The organism is Shewanella gelidii, from assembly GCF_014647855.1.
Lineage (GTDB): Bacteria > Pseudomonadota > Gammaproteobacteria > Enterobacterales > Shewanellaceae > Shewanella > Shewanella gelidii.
Map to the genome: position 1 here is coordinate 58,128 of NZ_BMPZ01000005.1, position 20,255 is coordinate 78,382.

A 20,255-nucleotide genomic window follows, 5' to 3' on the forward strand; every position below is an offset into this window, starting at 1 on the left:
GTGTATCACTAAACGATTTATCCAGCTCGCTTTGAACAGTCTTCTGATATTATATTGCCATTGAAAATACTTGAGAATTCCGATGAAAATCATTGCTGATGAGAACATGCCCTATGTCCAAGAGCTTTTTGCGGCGCTGGGTGAAGTGGTGTTGGTCGATGGACGACATTTAAGTCCTGAACAAGTTGCTGATGCAGATGTGTTGTTGGTGCGTTCTGTCACTGCGGTTAATAAAGAGCTACTGTCTGAAAATCGTGCTTTGCAGTTCGTTGGTACTGCGACCATTGGCACCGATCATATCGATCTCGACTATCTAACCGAACGAAACATTTCTTTTTCTAGCGCCCCTGGTTGCAATGCCACTGCTGTCGGAGAGTATGCTTTTACTGCAATGTTAGAGTTGGCGCGGCGGACAAATTCGCAATTAAAAAATAAGACCGTCGGCATTATTGGTGCCGGCAATACTGGATCGGCACTCGCTAAATGTTTACGTGGTTTTGGTATAAAAGTGCTGCTCAATGATCCCCTGTTGCAGGCACAGGGAGACTCCCGTGATTTCGTCAGTTTAGACCAGGTTATTTCGGAAGCAGATATTATTAGTTTACATGTGCCACTCACCAAGTTGGGTGTTCATAAAACCTGGTACTTATTTGATGAGGCGAGACTCAATGGATTAAAGCCAGGAGCCTGGCTTTTAAATTGTTGTCGTGGGGAAGTCATCAACAACCGAGCTTTGATTGAGTTTAAGCAACAGAGAGAAGATGTTCGTTTGGTGTTAGATGTATGGGAAGGTGAGCCGAGCCCCATGGATGAGCTTGTTCCTCTTGTGGATATCGCAACCCCTCATATTGCGGGCTATAGCCTTGAAGGCAAAGCTCGTGGCACATTGATGCTGTATGAGCAACTTTGCCGTACGCTAAGTGTACCCGTTGATAAATCTCTAGCTGAGCTATTACCCAGCTATCATTTACAATCGGTATCCTTGGCTTCAGAGATAAATCAAATGCAGTTGACGAGCCTTGTTCGCAGTGTTTATGACATACGGGATGATGATGAATTATTCCGCATATCTTATTCTGTACCGGGTGGATTTGATCAGATGAGAAAAAATCACCGTCATCGACGCGAATTTAGTGCGCTCACACTGGTCAATCGCGGTCAATGTGATGTAAATTGGTTATTCAATATCGGTTTTTCGGGAGTTGGGCAGTAATTATGTCGCAGGAATTTAACGTTGTCGTATTAGGTGCGTCGGGTGCAGTGGGTCAAACAATGATTGAGATCCTTGAAGAGCGCAATTTTCCAGTCGCAAATTTGTATCCTTTGGCGAGTAGTCGCAGTGCAGGCAATACGGTCAGCTTTCATGGCAAACAGGTCGAAATCCTAGATGTCGAGTCCTTTGACTGGTCGCAAGCTCAAATCGGATTCTTCTCTGCTGGTGGCAGTGTTTCTGAGAAGTGGGCGCCAATCGCTGCAGAAGCTGGTTGTGTTGTAATTGATAACACCTCGCACTTTAGATATGACATTGATGTGCCGTTGGTCGTTCCAGAAGTCAATCCACATGCAATTGCCGATTTTAGAAATCGAAATATCATTGCGAACCCAAACTGTTCAACAATTCAGATGCTTGTTGCGCTCAAACCTATCTATGATGCATATGGTATTTCACGTATAAACGTTGCGACTTATCAATCAGTGTCAGGTACAGGTAAAGAAGCAATCGAAGAGTTAGCTAGCCAGTGCGCAAAACTACTACAAGGTCTGCCCGCTGAGTCTAAAGTTTATCCACAGCAAATTGCATTCAATGCTTTGCCGCAAATTGATGTGTTTATGGATAATGGCTATACCAAAGAAGAAATGAAAATGGTTTGGGAAACTCAGAAAATCTTCGGAGATGATGAGATTGTGGTAAATCCTACCGCTGTTCGTGTTCCTGTATTTTATGCGCACTCAGAGGCTATTCATATTGAAACCCATCAGCCTGTTGATGCCGAAGATGTGAAAGCCGTGCTACGTGATACGCAGGGTGTGGTGTTATTTGAATCCGAAGATGAATACCCAACAGCTGTTGCGAATGCCGCCGGAACTGATCCTGTTTATGTTGGACGTGTTCGTAAAGATATTTCCCATTCACATGGTATCAATTTATGGGTTGTGGCAGATAACATTCGGAAAGGTGCCGCGCTGAATAGCGTGCAAATTGCTGAGATCTTAATCCGCGACTATTATTAAATTGTCATAGATAGCGTTATCCATTAATAAAAAGCCTGCACTTCGTAGGCTTTTTTTGTTTTCCATATGTGAACGGTAGCAGGGAGGGGGTTTCTAGTTTATAGTAATCTCAATAATTACAAATGCCTAAAATCATTTGTCAGTCGATTATTTAAGCCTCAGTTTGGAGGTTTATTTATCATTGATGACGAATATGATGATATCAATGGCTTATCTTTGTGGATGAGTCAGTTGAGCTTGAAAGGAAAGGATTGATGAACTTTCGCACGCCATATGTAACCGCCATTTTTGCTTCTGCTTTAATCGCAATTTCAACTTCTTATCTTCCTGATGCAGCTTATGCAGCTGACTCCTTAAAAATTACTGGTCCAGAAGGCCAGATGAAGCAAGAGCTGCGTCAATACGGCCCAACAACCCGTGCTGATACGTTTTGGAGTATTGCGCAAAAAATGCGTCCAGACCCGAAGCTGAGTATCTACCAAGTTATGGCGGCAATTTATGACGCCAATCCCCATGCATTTTCAAGCTCGAATTATAACAGTCTCGAAAGAGGCATGATTTTACTCATTCCTTCTCGAGAAGACATGTTGGCGATCCCTAAAACAATCGCCAAACAAAGAGCTGAACGGGATGATAAAGGTTGGAAACCAGCGCCGAAGCCAAAGCCAAGAGCGCAGACTCAACCCGTTGTTAAAATTGTTAAACCTGATGTCGATGCCGCAGCGAAGCAAGAAATGCTTGCGAAAGCTGAAGCAAACTCTGCTCGATTGACTGAGCTGGCGGCTAAACTTGAAGCCGTAGAAGCCAAAAATCTCTCTTTAACCGATGAACTTGCAAGAGCACAGGATCAATTGTTGGTGAAAGAGACGGATGTGTCTGCGTTAGAAGGGCGCATTGATGAGCTCAATGAGAAAGTCGCAATGCTTGAAGAGGCGTTGCAGGTGAGTAAACAGAAGTATGCGGCGTTGGCATCTGAGCAAACTCAACAGCCCATGAACCAAGCGCCGACAGTCATGGAAGAGCCAGATGATCTTTGGCGAACCATTGTAAATAATCCATTGTATCTGATTTTGGGCGCAGCGATCCCTGCGTTATTGCTACTCGCATTGCTGTGGATGTTCTTACGCCGTCGACAGAATAAAGATATGCAAGCAATTGCAGAAGCTGAAGGAAAAGACGTTGCAACAAAAGAGGCTGCTGACAATTCTGAAACCTCAGTAGATGATTTGGATATGGGCGATCCAAACAGTTTAGATGATCTACTTGATATGGATAACTCAGAGCTGCAGCCCGAAAGTGATCAGGCTGGTCAAAGTGAAGATGCAGAAGCTTTATTTGTGGATTCTGAAGAAGAACTGGCTGATTTAGACTCAATTGAAGAAGATGACGATGGCCAGTCCCTCGATGATCTATGGGCTGAGGCCATGGGCGATGACGATGCGCCTGCGGAAGACGCTGATGAATCTGCTGGAATTCACTTAGAGCAAGATCAGCAAGAAGATGATCTCGATTCTTTGCTTTCAGAACTTGATGCGCCAAGTGAAGATACTGAAGAAGACTTAGATGCATTACTGTCAGGATTAGAAGAAGATAGCGCGACTCCTAAAGAAGAAGCCGCTGAGGATGATATTGATGCCTTACTTGCTGATTTTGATGTGGATATTCCTGATGAATCCGATAGTTCTAAAACCGATGCGGTAGCAGAGTCTGAGCCAGAGCTTCAAAATGCAGTTATCGATGATGATGATATTGATGCTTTGATGGCTGGTTTCGATGAAGCTGATACTGTGGCTGAACCAGAACCAGAACCAGAACCAGAACCAGAACCACAGTCACAAGACAGCATTGCAGATGATGACATTGACGCTCTGCTCGCAAGTGCTGATGCGCCAGAGGATGACGAACAAGCAAAACCTAAAGAGGATGACCAGCTCGATCTAGAAAATAATTCAATTGATGCTGATGATATCGATTCATTACTCGAAGGTTTCGAACCAAATGTTGCAGAAGAAAGCAATGATTCTGCTAGTCAGCAAACCGCAGAGAGTATTGAAATACCATCTGAAGATGGTGAACACTCTGAAGAAGCCGCGAGTTTAAATGTCGATGATTTGGAATCAGGAAGTGCAGATGTTGATGATATTGATGCATTGTTAGCTGATTTTGACATGGTTACTGACAGCACAGAATCTGCAGATGATGTCGTTGCCCCAGATTTGCCAGAGACTTCAGCAGCCGGAGAAGAAATTGCACCTCAACTTGACTCAGTCATTGAAGACGTTGAAGTTTCTGAAACCGATGATGCAATCAGTGAGTCTCTTGCTGCTGAAATCGATGAGGCGATGGCTGATGACAGTCTTGATGTGTCAGATGCAGACATTGATAGTTTACTGTCAGGTCTAGAATCGGAGCCTGAGCCGCTGCTTACTACAGAGAGTTCTCGGGATGTTGACGCTGAGGATAAGTCACCTGAAGATGACGGCTTAGATAATTTGTTAAAAGAGTTGGATAGCGTTGACGGCAACGCGCCAACCAAGTCTACAGATGATGATCTTGATGCTTTAATCGCACAATTGGATGGAGATGATGATCTTGAAGTTTATGCTGAAGACGTAGAGGCTGACACTGGGCTGGACGACGTCGCTGAACCTACAGAGCCATCGAGCTTCTTTAGTGATCTACGGGCGACGCGACCAGAGCAAAATCAAAGTATTGACTGGGAAAGTGTATTAGCAGAAAGCGCGCCCGAAGAAGAGATTGAGCCCGCTGTTGAGGTCGAAGCAGATATTGCAGCACCTGAAGTATCAAATATCGATGTTTCCGACGAAGATTTGTTATCTGCTTTTGCTGAGAATACTGCTGAAGAACCAGAAGCTTTGACTGTCGAAGATGAATTTACACTTGAGAATGACGTAAAGCTTACGGTTGATGAGGCTTTGGCGGCTTTAGATGCCGAAGATAGTCAGCCCGAACCAGAGCCTGTCCCCGAACATGACTTAGCGAGCTTCCAACAAGAGAATGGCTTTATCGACATCGATAAACTGTTGAATGACGCTGACGAAGACCGTATCGATGATGATCCATATAAAGATATCGATGTCGACATGGGTGACATGGATTCATTGATGGGTAATACGCCAATGGTCGATGTTGATGATGAAGAGAATGCGATTAATGCTAAGTTGGACTTAGCACGTGCATATATCGAAATTGATGATAAGGATAGTGCGAAAGCATTGCTTAACGAGGTTTTACTTGACGGCAATGATCGGCAAAAAGCTGAGTCCTCGGTTTTGATTGAGGATATGGGATAGGTTTTTATCTCTCGAATGATTTTTATTAACGGCACTGATAAGTGCCGTTTTTTTATGGACAAAGCAATTCCTCAGCTATGCGTTTGTATCAACAGTTTAATTAAACGCTGCGTGTCTTTGTTGCTTAGAGCAATATTCAAATTAAGAAAGTGCAACGATGTTCGGTTTCTCAAATGTCAGGAATTAGTATAAAATCCGCGCCACTTAATTAGATTGTTAAAGTTCAATAGCGCCTTTGGATAAAAGGGAGCTTGTAGGAGTGATAAATGCGCGTTGCGTTGGGCGTTGAATACGCGGGAAATGGTTTTTTTGGTTGGCAGCGACAAGCTGAAGTCGATTCTGTTCAAGCGCGCCTCGAGGCTGCGCTATCAAAAGTTGCGAATGAACCTATCGCTGTTCAATGTGCAGGCAGAACAGACTCAGGAGTCCATGCGACAGGGCAGGTGGTGCATTTTGACACCAATGCGATTCGAGGTGATGGCGCTTGGACACTTGGCGTGAATGTACACCTTCCTGACGGCGTTGCGGTTCGCTGGGCAAAAGTTGTCGATGAAGATTTCCATGCGCGGTTTTCTGCAACGGCAAGGCGTTATCGATATGTGATATACAACCATCAATTTCGCCCTGGGATCTTACGTCATGGCGTGAGTCATTACTCCGGTCAACTTGATGAAGAGAAGATGCATCAAGCTGCCCAAGTGCTGATTGGAGAGCAGGACTTTACCAGCTTTCGAGCTGTTCAATGTCAATCAAATACTCCATTTCGCAACGTGCATCGAGTCAGTGTCACTCGGCAGGGTATGTACGTGATTGTTGATATTTCCGCAAACGCCTTTTTACACCATATGGTTCGTAATATTGTTGGCTCTTTACTTGAAATTGGTCTTGGAAAACAATCCGTTAATTGGATGGCGGAACTGCTGGCGCTGAAAGATAGAACCAAAGCTGCTGCAACGTCAAAGCCACATGGCTTATATTTAGTGGACGTCACTTACCCAGAATCATTTGAATTACCCAAACTGCCTTTGGGTCCACTCTTTATGGTAGATTAAACCATGGCACTTCCCATTCCGACAGGTTGTTCTAGTTTAGCTGAATGGCTTGATTACCAGCTTAGCGTACATGCACAAGAAATCGACATGGGCCTTGAACGGGTCACTCAGGTCGCTACTCGTTTAGCATTAACATCCATTGAACACAGCAAAGTGATTACTGTGGCTGGAACGAATGGCAAAGGAAGCACTTGTGCCATGTTGGAGACCGCGCTACTCAATGCTGGTTATACAGTCGGTGTTTATAGTTCGCCACATATCATAGCGTACAATGAGCGGGTTAGAGTCAATGGCTCTCATGCTGTCGATGCATTGTTTATTAATGCATTTCACGAGATTGAAAAAGCAAGGCAAGAAATACCCTTAACTTTCTTTGAATATGCAACGCTTGCAGGCTTGTACATTTTGAAGCAAGCGGCACTTGATGTTGTTATATTAGAGGTTGGCTTAGGTGGCCGGTTGGATGCGACGAATATTATAGATGCCGATGTCAGTGTCATTACGTCGATTGATATTGACCATCAATCCTACCTAGGCGACACCCGAGAAGCTGTTGCTTTTGAAAAGGCAGGGATTTTCAGAAAAAATCAGCAGGCCATTATCGGCGAGCCAAACCCACCTAGTAGTTTACTGAATCACGGGAAAACACTTGGAACCCAGATGCGACAAGTGGGCATAGACTTCGCTTATGCAGAGCATTCAAATTCATGGTGCTATACCACGACAACGCAAAAGAAATTGACCAGTGCGTTACCGTTTTTACCTATCGCGAATGCCGCGACTTGTCTTGCCGTACTCGAATCGTCATTTACTGATGTGGATTTACAGCAGGCTATGGAATCCGTCAGCCTAACCAAATTAAGTGGGCGGTTTGAGTTGCTTAGTGAGCGACCCAAAGTTATTGCGGATGTTGCTCATAATCCGCATGCCGCGGCCTATTTAGCACATCGTGTATCGCAACTCAAAACTCATCACGTTTATGCGATTTGTGGCATGTTAGATGATAAGGATATTCCTGGTGTATTGTTACAAATGGTAGATGTTGTTGATCATTGGAGTTTGGTTGATTTAAATGTTCCTAGAGGCGCAAAGGCTTCACTTTTAGGGCAAAGTATCAGGCAAACGGCTAAATATAGTGAATTTGATCAGCTATTTGCAGCGTGGAACGCAATAAAAACACAAATTCACGATGATGATGTGGTAATTGTGTTTGGCTCCTTTTACACTGTTTCAGCATTTAAATCACTCATGCAACAGGAAGCTATTTGTGTCTAGCCAATTTCATAATCGCCTCATTGGTACCGTGGTGCTTGTCGCTCTCGGTGTGATTTTTTTACCTGACATTCTTGATGGGAAGAAAGAGCGTCAGGAAGAGGTTTTCAGCGAAATACCGTTAAGACCTCAACTTGAAAATAATCAAGCGCAAGTAGAAGCGCAAAAACCGATAGAAATTGTTGTCAATTCAGATTCAACAGCCGAGAAACCGCTGGCGGCCCAGCCAAAACAAGAGCGCGTCTCTTTACCTGCACAAACAAACTCAGATAAGAATTCGACAACCAGTGTGTCAGCGAAAGAAAAAAGTGCAGTTGCAAAAGTAAATAAACAGAAAGAAACATCGGCTGCCAGCCAACCAATATCTACGAACTCATCTCAATCGGCCAAAACAGTAAATCAGCCAGCATCTAGGGTGAAGAGCGCGGCGAAAAAAGATGAGTGGCAGGTCGCTTGGACATTGCAACTTGGGAGTTTTAACCATGCAGGTAATGTTCGTGCACTTGTTGCCAAGCTGCGGAAAGCAGGTATCACAGCTTATACGTTGCCAGCAAAACCTGTTGACGGGAAGTTGACCAAGGTATTTGTGGGACCTGACGTATCCAAAGAAAAACTAAAGGCGCGTCAGGCTCAAGTCTTTAAAGTGACCAAGCTGAAGGGGCGAATTGTTTCCTATAACCCGTTAGATAAATAAATTTCATGCGCGTTTTGATATGGAAACTGAGTTATTTCTTTTGCAAGGGGTGAGAATAACGTCAGTCTTTGATAGAATCGCGCCGTCTTGCAGAACGCCCCCGGATCTCTATTACAATGGTTTGGATTGACTACGCTATTATTACGGTTGTTGGCTTATCTACTTTAATTAGTTTAATCCGCGGATTCGCGAAAGAGGCAATGTCTCTTGTCGTGTGGTTCGTCGCCTTCTTTATCGCTAGCCAGTTTTATCAGGACTTAGCAGCTCATCTTACGCAAATGCAAGATGAGATTCTAAGAAACGGGGTTGCGATTGCTATTCTGTTTATTACCACTTTGATCCTTGGCGCTTTGGTTAATTATCTAATCAGCCAGTTGGTAAGCAAAACTGGACTTTCTGGAACCGACAGAGTTTTAGGGCTGTGCTTCGGCGCTTTAAGAGGCGCATTGATCGTGAGCGCGCTTCTTTTCTTTATGGACGCTTTTACTGGTGCACCGAACACGGACTGGTGGCAAGACTCTAAACTCGTACCCGAATTTGGGGTAGTCATTCAATGGTTTTTTGACTACCTAGAAAATACTTCAAGCTTTGTACCCAAAACAATATAACAAAAATGAATAATCCCCAGACAATTAGGATATAGGCTAAGAGCTGTCGTCGCTTGATTTAAGCAAGCGAGGCAGTTTGATGAACAATGCCTATAATCACTAATGGTGGTGGATATCGAACATCTTAAAATGAGGAAGCTCACCCATGTGTGGTATCGTCGGAATTGTTGGCCGTTCTTCGGTAAATCAGACCATCTATGACGCGTTAACTGTGTTACAACACAGAGGACAAGATGCAGCTGGTATTGTAACCGTTGACGGAAATGCTTTCCGTTTGCGAAAAGCAAATGGCTTAGTTAAAGATGTGTTTGAAGTGAAGCACATGCAACGATTACAAGGAAAAGCGGGTATTGGCCATGTACGTTACCCAACTGCAGGGAGCTCTAGTGCTTCAGAAGCACAGCCTTTTTACGTCAACTCACCTTTTGGTATTTCGCTTGCCCATAATGGTAATTTAACCAATGCGGTTGAACTCGCTGAAGGTCTAATTAAAAAGCGTCGTCATGTGAATACAACTTCTGACTCTGAGGTTTTGTTAAATTTACTTGCCGATGAACTTCAAAAAACAACAAGTCAAACGCTGACTGCAGATGAAGTGTTTACTGCCATTTCTAATGTTCATAGTCAAACCCGCGGCGCGTACGCGGTCTCAGCTTTGATTATTGGCCAAGGTCTTGTCGCGTTTAGAGATCCTTTTGGTATTCGTCCATTGGTTCTTGGTAAGCACGAAACAGAAAATGGTACCGAATATATGGTCGCCTCTGAAAGTGTTGCTTTAGATGCCGTCGGCTTTGAAGTGATGCGTGATGTTGCTCCTGGTGAGGCTATTTATATTTCCCTTGATGGTGAACTTTATACACAGCAGTGCGCGCAAGCGCCGAGTTATGCGCCTTGCATCTTTGAATATGTATATTTTGCGCGCCCAGATTCAAAAATTGATAATGCATCGGTTTACGCGACTCGCGTCAATATGGGCACCAAGCTTGGTGAAAAAATAAAGGCAGAATGGTTTGATCATGACATCGATGTTGTCATTCCTATTCCTGAAACGTCTTGTGATATCGCATTAGAGATCGCGCGGAATATGGATTTGCCTTACCGTCAAGGGTTTGTCAAAAACCGCTATATTGGCCGTACGTTTATTATGCCGGGTCAACAGCAGCGTAAAAAGTCAGTTCGTCGCAAGCTCAATGCCATTGCTACAGAGTTTAAAGGGAAAAATGTATTACTGGTTGATGACTCAGTAGTACGAGGAACGACATCTGAACAGATTATTGAAATGGCGCGAGAAGCCGGTGCTAAGAAAGTATACTTTGCTTCAGCGGCCCCTGAAATTCGATTCCCGAATGTCTATGGTATTGATATGCCAACTTCAAATGAACTGATTGCCCATGGTCGTGATGTTGAAGAAATTAGTGCAATTATCGGTGCAGATGGCATGATTTATCAAGACTTACCTGATTTGGTCGAAGCTGTACGGATGGAGAATCCAGAAATTAAGCGTTTTGAAACCTCTGTTTTTGATGGTAATTATATCACCAATGATGTAAACCAAGCTTATTTGGACCATCTAACCAAATTGCGGAATGATGATGCCAAAGCCGAGCGTAGTAAGGACATTGGCACTAATCTAGAGTTGCATAACGTCTGTCATCCATAGAGTGTAAATAGAGTTAATTAGAAAGCCGAGCAGTTAGCTCGGTTTTTTTTATGCTTGCGAAACAACCTACATGAATCTAGAGTGTCAAATATAAAAAAACCCTTCGTTTTCAGAAGGGTTTTTTGTTGAACTTGGTCGGTAAACTTAGCGCTTAGCGATCATTTACATCGACAAAAGAACGTTTTGTCTCGCCGGTGTATAGCTGTCGTGGACGGCTAATTTTATGGCCCGGTTGATCAAGCATTTCTTTCCAGTGTGCAATCCAGCCTACAGTACGCGCTAAGGCGAACATCACGGTAAACATACTCGTTGGTATGCCAATGGCTTTCATAATGATGCCTGAATAGAAATCAACGTTTGGATAAAGCTTTTTAGAGATGAAGTATTCATCTTCCAATGCGATCCGTTCAAGTTCCATAGCAACATCAAGTAATGGATCGTTCACTTTGAGCTCTTTTAGAACTTCGTGACAAGTCTCGCGCATGACTTTGGCGCGAGGGTCAAAGTTTTTATAAACGCGGTGACCAAAGCCCATGAGACGGAATGGATCATCTTTATCTTTTGCTCGTTCAATAAACTCAGGAATACGGTCAACTGAGCCAATTTCTTCAAGCATATTTAAACAAGCTTCATTTGCACCACCGTGAGCAGGTCCCCATAGAGAGGCGATACCTGATGCGATACATACGAATGGGTTGGTTCCTGACGAACCTGCCAAACGAACGGTAGATGTCGAAGCATTTTGTTCGTGATCAGCGTGTAAAATAAAGATCCTATCAATCGCACGTTCAATGATAGGGTTTACTTTGTATTCTTCGCTAGGGACAGCAAACATCATGCTTAAGAAGTTGCCGGCGTAGCTCAGGTCGTTGCGTGGGTAAACGAACGGTTGCCCGATAGAATATTTGTAACACATGGCTGCGATGGTTGGCATTTTTGACACCAAACGGAAAGCAGCAATTTCACGGTGACGTTCGTCATGGACGTCAAGTGAGTCTTGGTAAAACGCTGAAAGTGCTCCTGTAACGCCACACAGCATAGCCATTGGGTGAGCGTCACGACGGAAGCCTTTAAAGAAGCTAGCAAGCTGCTCATTTACCATGGTGTGATTTTTCACCATAGCAACAAAAGCATCATACTCCTTCTTATTTGGAAGGTTTCCATATAGCAGCAGATAACATAAGTCGAGGTAATCTGAATCAACGGCTAATTCGTCAATTGGATATCCTCTATGTAGCAATATACCTTGTTCACCATCGATGTAGGTAATTGCAGATTCACAAGATGCGGTCGCAAGAAACCCTGGGTCAAAGGTAAAATACCCTGAAGATCCCAGTTTGCTAATATCGATCACATCGAATCCATCACTACCTTGTTTAATCGGTAATTCGATCGATTTATTCCCTGGTAACTCTAACTTGGCTTTTAAATCAGCCATACCCCGTTCTCCTTACTTCATTCTTTTATGAGTGCGGCATGTCAAACCGCTAATACTTTACAGTGTATCAAGATCACATTTCAATTTAAATAAGTGTTTAAATTGCTTAGACTATGGTATTAAATTGAATACTTTTCTAGATATCACGGTAACTTACGTTAAAAAAACACCGAATTAACAAAATTTGCATAATGTGATGTTTGTATTTGACATTTTGCCCTTGTATACTTGCAGCGGCTCTTAAGAGCTACAAATGGTCCTCATTTAGACAATGCATACCCTATCATAAAGTATAGTGTTCCTAATTGGTTAACTGTTTGTTTAAACTTTGCTTTTGAGATCACTTTATCTGTGGCCTAGCTCTCAGTATGAAGTTTGACCAAAAGCGGTTCACATAACAAAAAAACGGGCTCAATTGAGCAGAGTGAGCAGAACGTGAAAAAGCAAAGACCTGTCCATCTTGATCTGCAGACCATTCGCCTTCCCGCAACTGCGTTTGCGTCGATTCTTCACCGTGTTTCCGGTGTCATAATGTTATTCGCCGTTGGTATTTTACTTTGGTTGCTAAACACTTCGTTAGCGTCACCACAGGGATTTGCCGATATTCAGTCTCTTTTCGATAGCTTTATTATTAAATTTATTGTTTGGGGAATTCTTACTGCGCTGGGTTATCACTTGATTGTAGGTGTGCGTCACCTTGTCATGGATACCGGTCGTTGGGAAGAATTAGAGTCTGGCATTGCCACAGCAAAAGCTTCATTTGTTATTGCAGCAGTGTGTTCGTTACTTGCGGGGATTTGGGTATGGTAACTAGTGCATCAAGTTTGGGGCGCAATGGCGTCCATGATTTCATTCTTCTTCGTACCAGTGCTGTAATCCTTGCCTGCTACACCATCTTTCTCGTTGTTTATATGGCGTTTGGTGATCCGCTGAACTACCACAATTGGCATGGACTGTTTAGTAACTTGTCGATGAAAGTGTTTACCTTACTCGCATTGATAGCACTGCTAGTGCATGCGTGGATTGGTATTTGGCAGGTACTGACGGATTATATTAAGTGCTCAAAACTACGTGGTGTTTTGCAGTTTATTTTTGTGATTGCTGCCTTTTCCTATTTATCTGTCGGCGTTCTAACTGTGTGGGGTGTGTAAGTGAGTATTCCAGTTCGCGAATTTGATGCAGTAGTTATCGGCGCTGGTGGCGCGGGTATGCGAGCAGCTCTGCAGATTTCTAAAGAAGGTAAAAGCTGTGCGCTTTTATCGAAAGTATTTCCGACTCGCTCTCATACGGTATCAGCCCAAGGTGGCATTACCGTAGCACTTGGCAATGCCCATGAAGACCATTGGGAACAACACATGTACGATACCGTAAAAGGGTCGGACTTTATCGGTGACCAAGAAGCCATCGAGTTTATGTGTAAAACAGGCCCTGAAGCTGTTATTGAGCTTGAGCATATGGGGTTGCCATTCTCTCGTTTTGAAAACGGTAAGATTTATCAGCGTCCATTTGGTGGCCAGTCGAAGAATTTTGGCGGAGAGCAAGCTGCTCGTACTGCCGCAGCAGCTGACCGTACCGGTCATGCTCTACTTCACTGCTTATATCAACAAAACGTAAAGCATAAAACCGAGGTTTATTCAGAGTGGTATGCTCTTGACCTCGTAAAAAATGAAGATGGTGTCATTGTTGGTTGTACCGCGATTGAAATTGAAACCGGGGAAATTGTCTACTTCAAAGCTAAAGCGACCGTTTTAGCCACAGGCGGTGCTGGTCGGATTTATGCGTCTACGACCAATGCGCATATTAATACCGGTGATGGCGTAGGTATGGCAATGCGCGCTGGCGTACAAATGCAAGACATGGAAATGTGGCAGTTCCACCCAACCGGTATTGCCGGCGCTGGTGTACTGGTTACCGAAGGCTGTCGTGGTGAAGGCGGATACTTATTGAACAAAGATGGTGAGCGCTTTATGGAGCGTTATGCACCGAATGCTAAAGACTTAGCTTCTCGTGATGTTGTTGCACGCTCGATGATGACAGAAATCCGCGAGGGACGTGGTTTAGACGGTCCATTAGGACCGCACTGTCTGTTAAAGCTAGATCATTTAGGTAAAGAAACCCTAGAAGCACGCTTACCCGGTGTGTGTGAATTGTCTCGTACCTTTGCTCATATTGATCCTGCTGATGGCCCAATCCCTGTGCTGCCAACTTGTCATTATATGATGGGGGGGTTACCGGCGAAGGTCAGCGGACAAGTCGTTAAACAAAACTCAGATGGTACAGAGCAAGATGTGACAGGTCTGTTTGCCGTCGGTGAAATTGCTTGTGTTTCGGTACATGGTGCAAACCGTTTAGGCGGCAACTCATTGCTTGACCTCGTTGTATTTGGCCGCGCGGCAGGGCAGCACTTAGGCGCTGCACTTGATGCAACCCCAAATCCCGTAGATGCAACTGATGAACAAATTCAGGCGTCTTTATCCCGACTCAATCGTTGGGAAAGCAATAAAGACGGAGAAGATCCAGCCGTTATTCGTAAGGATCTGCAGTTGTGTATGCAATTGAATTTCTCAGTATTTAGAACTGGTGAAGCCATGGCTGAAGGCTTAAAAGAGTTGAAAGCCATTCGAAAGCGTCTCGACAATGCCAAACTTTCTGATAATTCAAGTGAGTTTAATACACAACGAATTGAGTGTTTGGAGCTTGATAATCTCATGTCGACCGCAATTGCGACGGCTTATGCGGCAAACTATCGTGAAGAAAGTCGTGGCGCGCATTCCCGTGAGGATTATCTCGACCGTGATGATGAAAATTGGTTGTGTCATACATTGTTCGATCCCGAGTCAGAACAGATGACTAAGCGTGAAGTCAACATGGAGCCCAAGCTTCGTGATGCTTTCCCACCAATTAAACGTACCTACTAGGGAGAAACTGAGATGAAATTGGAATTTGCAGTTTATCGCTATAATCCTGATGTAGATACGAAGCCGTATATGAAGGATTATACGTTAGAAGTTGAAGAAGGCAGTGACATGATGGTGCTTGATGCACTGATGTTATTGAAGATTCAAGATCCAACGTTAGCTTTCCGTCGCTCATGCCGAGAAGGTGTGTGTGGGAGTGATGGCTTGAATATGTGTGGTAAAAACGGTTTGGCATGTATTACGCCGGTCTCAACGTTTGCAGGGAAAAAGATTGAAATTCGTCCTTTGCCTGGGATGCCCGTAGTCAGAGACCTGATTGTTGATCTAACGCAATTTTATCAACAGTACGAGAAAATCAAACCATACCTCATTAATGAAAGTAACACGCCAGCACGAGAGAACTTGCAGTCACCTGAAGAACGCGCACATTTAGACGGTTTGTATGAATGCATCATGTGTGCTTGTTGTTCTACGGCGTGTCCGTCATTCTGGTGGAACCCTGATAAGTTTGTGGGCCCAAGTGGTTTGCTTCATGCTTATCGTTTCCTCATTGATAGCCGTGACACCGCAACTGAAGAGCGTTTATCTGAGCTTGATGATGCCTACAGCGTATTCCGCTGTCACGGGATTATGAACTGTGTTGATGTATGTCCAAAAGGGTTGAATCCAACCAAAGCGATTGGACATATCAAGTCAATGCTGTTGACTCGAGCAGTTTAAAAAAAGAACACCTTTTGATTCAAGGAAGCACTCAGCAAAGATGGGGCTTCCTTAAGCTCTAAGTGATAATGATAATTACCCGTATTCAATTCGGGGTATTATAGGCAGTAGACGCAAGGGCATAAAACTAAATACAAACGAGCCTTGTTAATTTTACATAGTGAATTTAGTTACTAAAGGTAACTTTTTTACTGCATAATCAAGGAATCTGAGTATATTTGGTATGTATTGCGCTAACTATGGCTAAGCACGTGTATCAAGTTTGAAAGGAATAGAAATGCACCAAGGCATCATGAAAGCTTGGCTCGAATCGTCTCACCTAAGTGGTGCGAACTCGACCTACGTAGAAGAGATGTATGAAGCCTATCAACAAGACCCTGAGTCAGTAAGTGACGACTGGCGTGCGGTGTTTGATAATCTCCCTCCTGTAAATGGAACTGCAGTCAATGTTCCTGAACCTGCCCATTCAAAAGTAAGAGACTACTTCCGAAGCGAAGCGTTGAAAGGTAGCCAAAAAGCAGTTGCTCGTGTCACCGACCCTGAGGTCGATGCCAAGCAAGTGAAAGTGCTGCAGATGATTAACGCCCACCGGTTCCGTGGTCATCAAAACGCTCAACTCGATCCGCTTGGTTTATGGAAGCGTGAAGCCGTGAAAGAGCTAGATCCTGCTTACCATGGTCTAACCGAAGACGATATGTCTCGCAAGTTCAATACGGGTTCTTTCGCCTATGGTGGCGAAACGATGGAGCTTGGAGAGCTAATTACAGCGCTTAAAGCCACTTATTGTGGTTCTATCGGTGCCGAATATATGCATATTACGGATACTGATGAAAAACGTTGGATTCAGCAACGGCTCGAACCATCATTAGGTAAAGCAACCTACGATAAGCAAGATAAAGCTCGTATTCTTGAAGGTTTAAACTCCGCTGAAGGTATTGAAAAATATCTTGGCGCCAAATTCCCTGGTGCTAAGCGATTCTCCCTAGAAGGGGGGGATGTTTTAGTCCCCATGATGAGAGAGCTGATTTATCAAGCCGGTGGTCATGGTACCAAGGAAATCGTCATTGGTATGGCGCACCGAGGACGTTTAAATGTTCTTGTCAACATCTTGGGTAAAAAGCCGCAGGAGTTGTTTGATGAATTCGCCGGCAAACATGCTGACTCAGTCAACGGCTCGGGTGACGTTAAATACCACCAAGGCTTTTCGTCGGACTTTGAAACACCGGGCGGCAACGTTCACCTTGCGTTAGCGTTTAACCCATCTCACCTTGAAATCGTGAATCCCGTGGTTATGGGCTCAGTCAGAGCTCGCCAAGATCGCCGCGGTTGTCCTGATGGACAGTTGGTGATGCCGATTACCATTCATGGTGACTCAGCCATTACCGGGCAGGGCATTGTTCAAGAGACATTTAATATGTCTCAAACCCGCGGATTTAAAGTGGGCGGTAGTATTCGGGTGGTGATAAATAACCAAGTTGGCTTTACGACATCGAATCATCAAGATGTTCGTTCAACAGAATACTGTACTGATATTGCAAAAATGGTGCAGGCACCAATTTTCCACGTCAATGGCGATGATCCTGAAGCCGTCGCATTTGTTGCTCAGCTTGCAGTTGATTATCGCAACGAGTTTAAGCGTGACGTCGTGATTGACCTTGTTTGCTACCGTCGCCATGGCCACAACGAAGCTGATGAGCCAAGTGCGACCCAGCCTTTGATGTATGGCAAGATTAAAAAGCATCCAACCCCGCGTAAGATATATGCTGACCGCTTGATTGAAGAACAGGCGATTGCTGCCGAAGAAGTCACGGCGATGATCAACGACTATCGCGAAGCGCTTGACCACGGCGAATGTGTGGTCAGGGAATGGCGTCCAATGGAAATGCATTCTGTTGATTGGACCCCATTTATTGGTCGAGAGTGGGATGAAAACTATGATGCAAGTCTACCCATTGAACAGCTTTATGAATTAGCGAAAAGAACAGCTTATGTGCCGGAAGCACACAAGCTTCAATCTCGCGTTGCTAAAATTTATAAAGACCGCCTCGCAATGGCGAGCGGTGATAAACCACTAGATTGGGGTTTTGCTGAAACCTTGGCATATGCGTCAATCCTTGAAGCACAATATCGAATTCGAATTACAGGGCAAGATTCGGGGCGGGGTACTTTCTTCCACCGTCACGCCGTGCTTCACAATCAAAAAGATGCAACGACATATCTCCCCCTGCGTCATGTCGCCGAAGAGCAAGGTCCAATAGAAATCATTGACTCTGTGCTTTCAGAAGCTTCTGTTCTGGCGTTTGAATACGGATATGCAACAGCAGAGCCCAGCGGATTAACGATTTGGGAAGCGCAGTTTGGTGACTTCGTGAACTGTGCGCAAGTGGTGATTGACCAGTTCCTCTCTTCTGGTGAGCAAAAATGGGGCCGTATGTGCGGTTTAACCATGTTGCTTCCTCATGGCTATGAAGGTCAAGGTCCAGAGCACTCAAGTGCACGACTTGAACGCTTCTTGCAGCTTTGTGCAAATCACAACATGCAAGTTTGTGTGCCTTCAACACCGGCACAGGTCTACCATATGTTGCGCCGTCAGGTCGCTCGTCCTATGCGTCGTCCGTTGGTAGTTATGTCTCCTAAATCATTGCTTCGCCATCCAATGGCGGTCTCAAGTATGAGTGAATTAGCCGAAGGCAGCTTCCAGAGTGTGATCGGCGAAATCGAAGGAACTCAGGACCCACAACAAGTTGACCGCGTCGTTTTCTGTAGCGGTAAGGTTTACTTTGAATTGTTAGAAAAGCGTCGCAAAGAGAATATTAGCAACATTGCTTTGATTCGAATTGAACAGCTTTATCCGTTCCCTAAAGAAGAAGCTTTAGAAGTGCTTGCCCAGTACCAACACGTGAAGGATTTTGTTTGGTGTCAGGAAGAACCACAAAACCAAGGCGCTTGGTATTGTAGTCAGCACCATTTTTGGAGTGTGATTCCTGCAGGAGCGATATTAACCTATGCTGGGCGTGACGCATCAGCAGCGCCCGCATGTGGCTACCCCGCATTACATGCACAGCAGCAAGCATCATTGATAGATTGCGCATTAAAACTGAAGTAACAGACAATTTATAATAAGGATAGCTCCATATGAGTATCGAAATTAAGGTACCCGTACTGCCAGAATCAGTAGCCGATGCAACCATTGCTACGTGGCATGTAAAAGCTGGTGAACAAGTTTCTCGAGATCAGAACTTAGTTGATATCGAAACCGACAAGGTCGTACTTGAAGTCGTGGCCCCTGAAGATGGCCAGATTGCAGAATTTATTGCTGAAGAAGGCGATACAGTTCTAGCTGAGCAAGTTATCGCTAAGTTCGTCGCTGGCGTTGTTGCGGGTCAAGAGTTAACAAAAGAGCAAGCAGAAGCCGCTCCGATTGTTGTTGCGGAAGAAGAAGGCAACGATGCGCTGAGCCCATCAGTACGTCGATTGATTGCTGAGCACGGCGTTGACGCCAGCCAAGTGAAAGGAACGGGTGTTGGTGGTCGTGTCACCAAAGAAGACGTTGAAGCTCATGTGAAACAAAAATCAGCTCAACCGGCAGCACAAGTTGCCGCAGAGCCAGAAGCGCCACTTGCAGAGCGTAGTCAAAAACGTGTGCCAATGACACGCCTACGTAAAACGATTGCAAGTCGATTACTTGAAGCGAAAAACTCTACGGCAATGTTAACCACGTTTAACGAAGTTAACATGCAGCCAATCATGAATATTCGTAAGCAATACCAAGATATCTTTGAAAAGCGTCATGGCATTCGTTTAGGCTTTATGTCGTTTTATGTTAAAGCCGTGACGGAAGCGCTCAAACGCTACCCTGAAGTCAATGCTTCGATTGATGGGGACGCGCTGGTGTATCACAACTTCTTTGATGTCAGCATTGCAGTGTCTACCCCGCGTGGTTTGGTGACACCAGTCCTGCGAGATACCGACACGATGAGCCTTGCTGAAATTGAACAAGCCGTCCGTGAGCTGGCGATTAAAGGCCGAGACGGAAAGCTTACGGTTGATGACATGACTGGCGGTAACTTTACCGTGACCAATGGTGGTGTGTTCGGCTCACTCATGTCTACTCCAATTTTGAATCTGCCTCAAAGTGCCATTCTTGGAATGCACGCGATTAAAGATCGCCCGATGGCAGTGAATGGTCAGGTTGAAATCCTGCCCATGATGTACCTCGCTCTTTCTTATGACCATCGCATTATTGATGGTCGTGAGTCGGTTGGCTTCCTAGTAACCATTAAGGATTTGCTAGAAGACCCAACTCGTCTGTTGCTTGATCTTTAAAGGCATTGACAGACTTTACCC

15 protein-coding genes are annotated in these 20,255 nt (G+C 44.6%); 14 read left to right on the plus strand and 1 reads right to left on the minus strand.

Going from position 1 to position 20,255, the window contains the following annotated elements:
* Positions 1 to 82 precede the first annotated feature (82 nt).
* The 8 genes from pdxB (at position 83) to purF (ending at position 10,832) form a co-directional block, all read left to right on the plus strand.
* Entirely contained in the window at positions 83 to 1,213 is a 1,131-nt protein-coding gene (gene pdxB / locus IEY18_RS10790; protein WP_188920678.1) for a 4-phosphoerythronate dehydrogenase PdxB, read from the plus strand.
* Between the two features lie 2 nt (positions 1,214 to 1,215).
* Positions 1,216 to 2,232 carry an aspartate-semialdehyde dehydrogenase gene (locus IEY18_RS10795; RefSeq protein WP_188920680.1) on the plus strand — a complete coding sequence of 339 codons (1,017 nt, stop codon included), beginning with the start codon at positions 1,216 to 1,218 and terminating at the stop codon, positions 2,230 to 2,232.
* A 254-nt stretch (positions 2,233 to 2,486) separates the two neighbouring features.
* Positions 2,487 to 5,546, plus strand: a complete 3,060-nt coding sequence (locus tag IEY18_RS10800; RefSeq protein ID WP_188920682.1) for a FimV/HubP family polar landmark protein — start codon at positions 2,487 to 2,489, stop codon at positions 5,544 to 5,546.
* A gap of 266 nt (positions 5,547 to 5,812) precedes the next feature.
* Positions 5,813 to 6,598: a tRNA pseudouridine(38-40) synthase TruA gene (gene truA / locus IEY18_RS10805; RefSeq protein ID WP_188920684.1), complete on the plus strand. Its 786-nt coding sequence runs from the start codon at positions 5,813 to 5,815 to the stop codon at positions 6,596 to 6,598.
* Positions 6,599 to 6,601: 3 nt separating this feature from the next.
* Entirely contained in the window at positions 6,602 to 7,873 is a 1,272-nt protein-coding gene (gene folC, locus IEY18_RS10810; protein WP_188920686.1) for a bifunctional tetrahydrofolate synthase/dihydrofolate synthase, read from the plus strand.
* Entirely contained in the window at positions 7,866 to 8,564 is a 699-nt protein-coding gene (gene dedD, locus IEY18_RS10815) for a cell division protein DedD (RefSeq protein WP_188920688.1), read from the plus strand. Before folC ends, dedD begins: the two co-directional genes overlap by 8 nt.
* A 116-nt stretch (positions 8,565 to 8,680) precedes the next feature.
* Entirely contained in the window at positions 8,681 to 9,172 is a 492-nt protein-coding gene (locus IEY18_RS10820) for a CvpA family protein (protein ID WP_188920690.1), read from the plus strand.
* Between the two features lie 145 nt (positions 9,173 to 9,317).
* Positions 9,318 to 10,832 carry an amidophosphoribosyltransferase gene (purF, locus tag IEY18_RS10825; RefSeq protein WP_188920693.1) on the plus strand — a complete coding sequence of 505 codons (1,515 nt, stop codon included), beginning with the start codon at positions 9,318 to 9,320 and terminating at the stop codon, positions 10,830 to 10,832.
* A gap of 151 nt (positions 10,833 to 10,983) precedes the next feature.
* Here purF and IEY18_RS10830 read toward each other — a convergent pair whose 3' ends face one another.
* Positions 10,984 to 12,270 (minus strand): citrate synthase, encoded by a 1,287-nt coding sequence (locus IEY18_RS10830; protein WP_188920695.1) that lies wholly within the window; start codon positions 12,268 to 12,270, stop codon positions 10,984 to 10,986.
* A 414-nt stretch (positions 12,271 to 12,684) separates the two neighbouring features.
* Here IEY18_RS10830 and sdhC point away from each other — a divergent pair, with 414 nt between their 5' ends.
* The 6 genes from sdhC to odhB all read left to right on the plus strand — a co-directional run bounded on the left by sdhC (position 12,685) and on the right by odhB (position 20,234).
* Positions 12,685 to 13,080, plus strand: a complete 396-nt coding sequence (gene sdhC / locus IEY18_RS10835) for a succinate dehydrogenase cytochrome b556 subunit (protein WP_188920932.1) — start codon at positions 12,685 to 12,687, stop codon at positions 13,078 to 13,080.
* The gene (sdhD, locus tag IEY18_RS10840) at positions 13,074 to 13,421 is read left to right on the plus strand and encodes a succinate dehydrogenase, hydrophobic membrane anchor protein (RefSeq protein WP_188920697.1); all 348 of its coding nucleotides are present in this window, start codon (positions 13,074 to 13,076) and stop codon (positions 13,419 to 13,421) included. Before sdhC ends, sdhD begins: the two co-directional genes overlap by 7 nt.
* A complete protein-coding gene (sdhA, locus tag IEY18_RS10845; protein ID WP_188920699.1) occupies positions 13,422 to 15,188 on the plus strand; it encodes a succinate dehydrogenase flavoprotein subunit in 1,767 nt (588 codons plus the stop codon).
* A 12-nt stretch (positions 15,189 to 15,200) separates the two neighbouring features.
* Positions 15,201 to 15,908 (plus strand): succinate dehydrogenase iron-sulfur subunit, encoded by a 708-nt coding sequence (locus tag IEY18_RS10850; protein ID WP_188920700.1) that lies wholly within the window; start codon positions 15,201 to 15,203, stop codon positions 15,906 to 15,908.
* Positions 15,909 to 16,185: 277 nt separating this feature from the next.
* Entirely contained in the window at positions 16,186 to 19,014 is a 2,829-nt protein-coding gene (sucA, locus tag IEY18_RS10855) for a 2-oxoglutarate dehydrogenase E1 component (RefSeq protein ID WP_188920702.1), read from the plus strand.
* 29 nt (positions 19,015 to 19,043) lie between these two features.
* Complete coding sequence (gene odhB, locus IEY18_RS10860; protein ID WP_188920704.1) at positions 19,044 to 20,234, plus strand: 2-oxoglutarate dehydrogenase complex dihydrolipoyllysine-residue succinyltransferase; 1,191 nt, start codon at positions 19,044 to 19,046, stop codon at positions 20,232 to 20,234.
* Positions 20,235 to 20,255 lie beyond the last annotated feature (21 nt).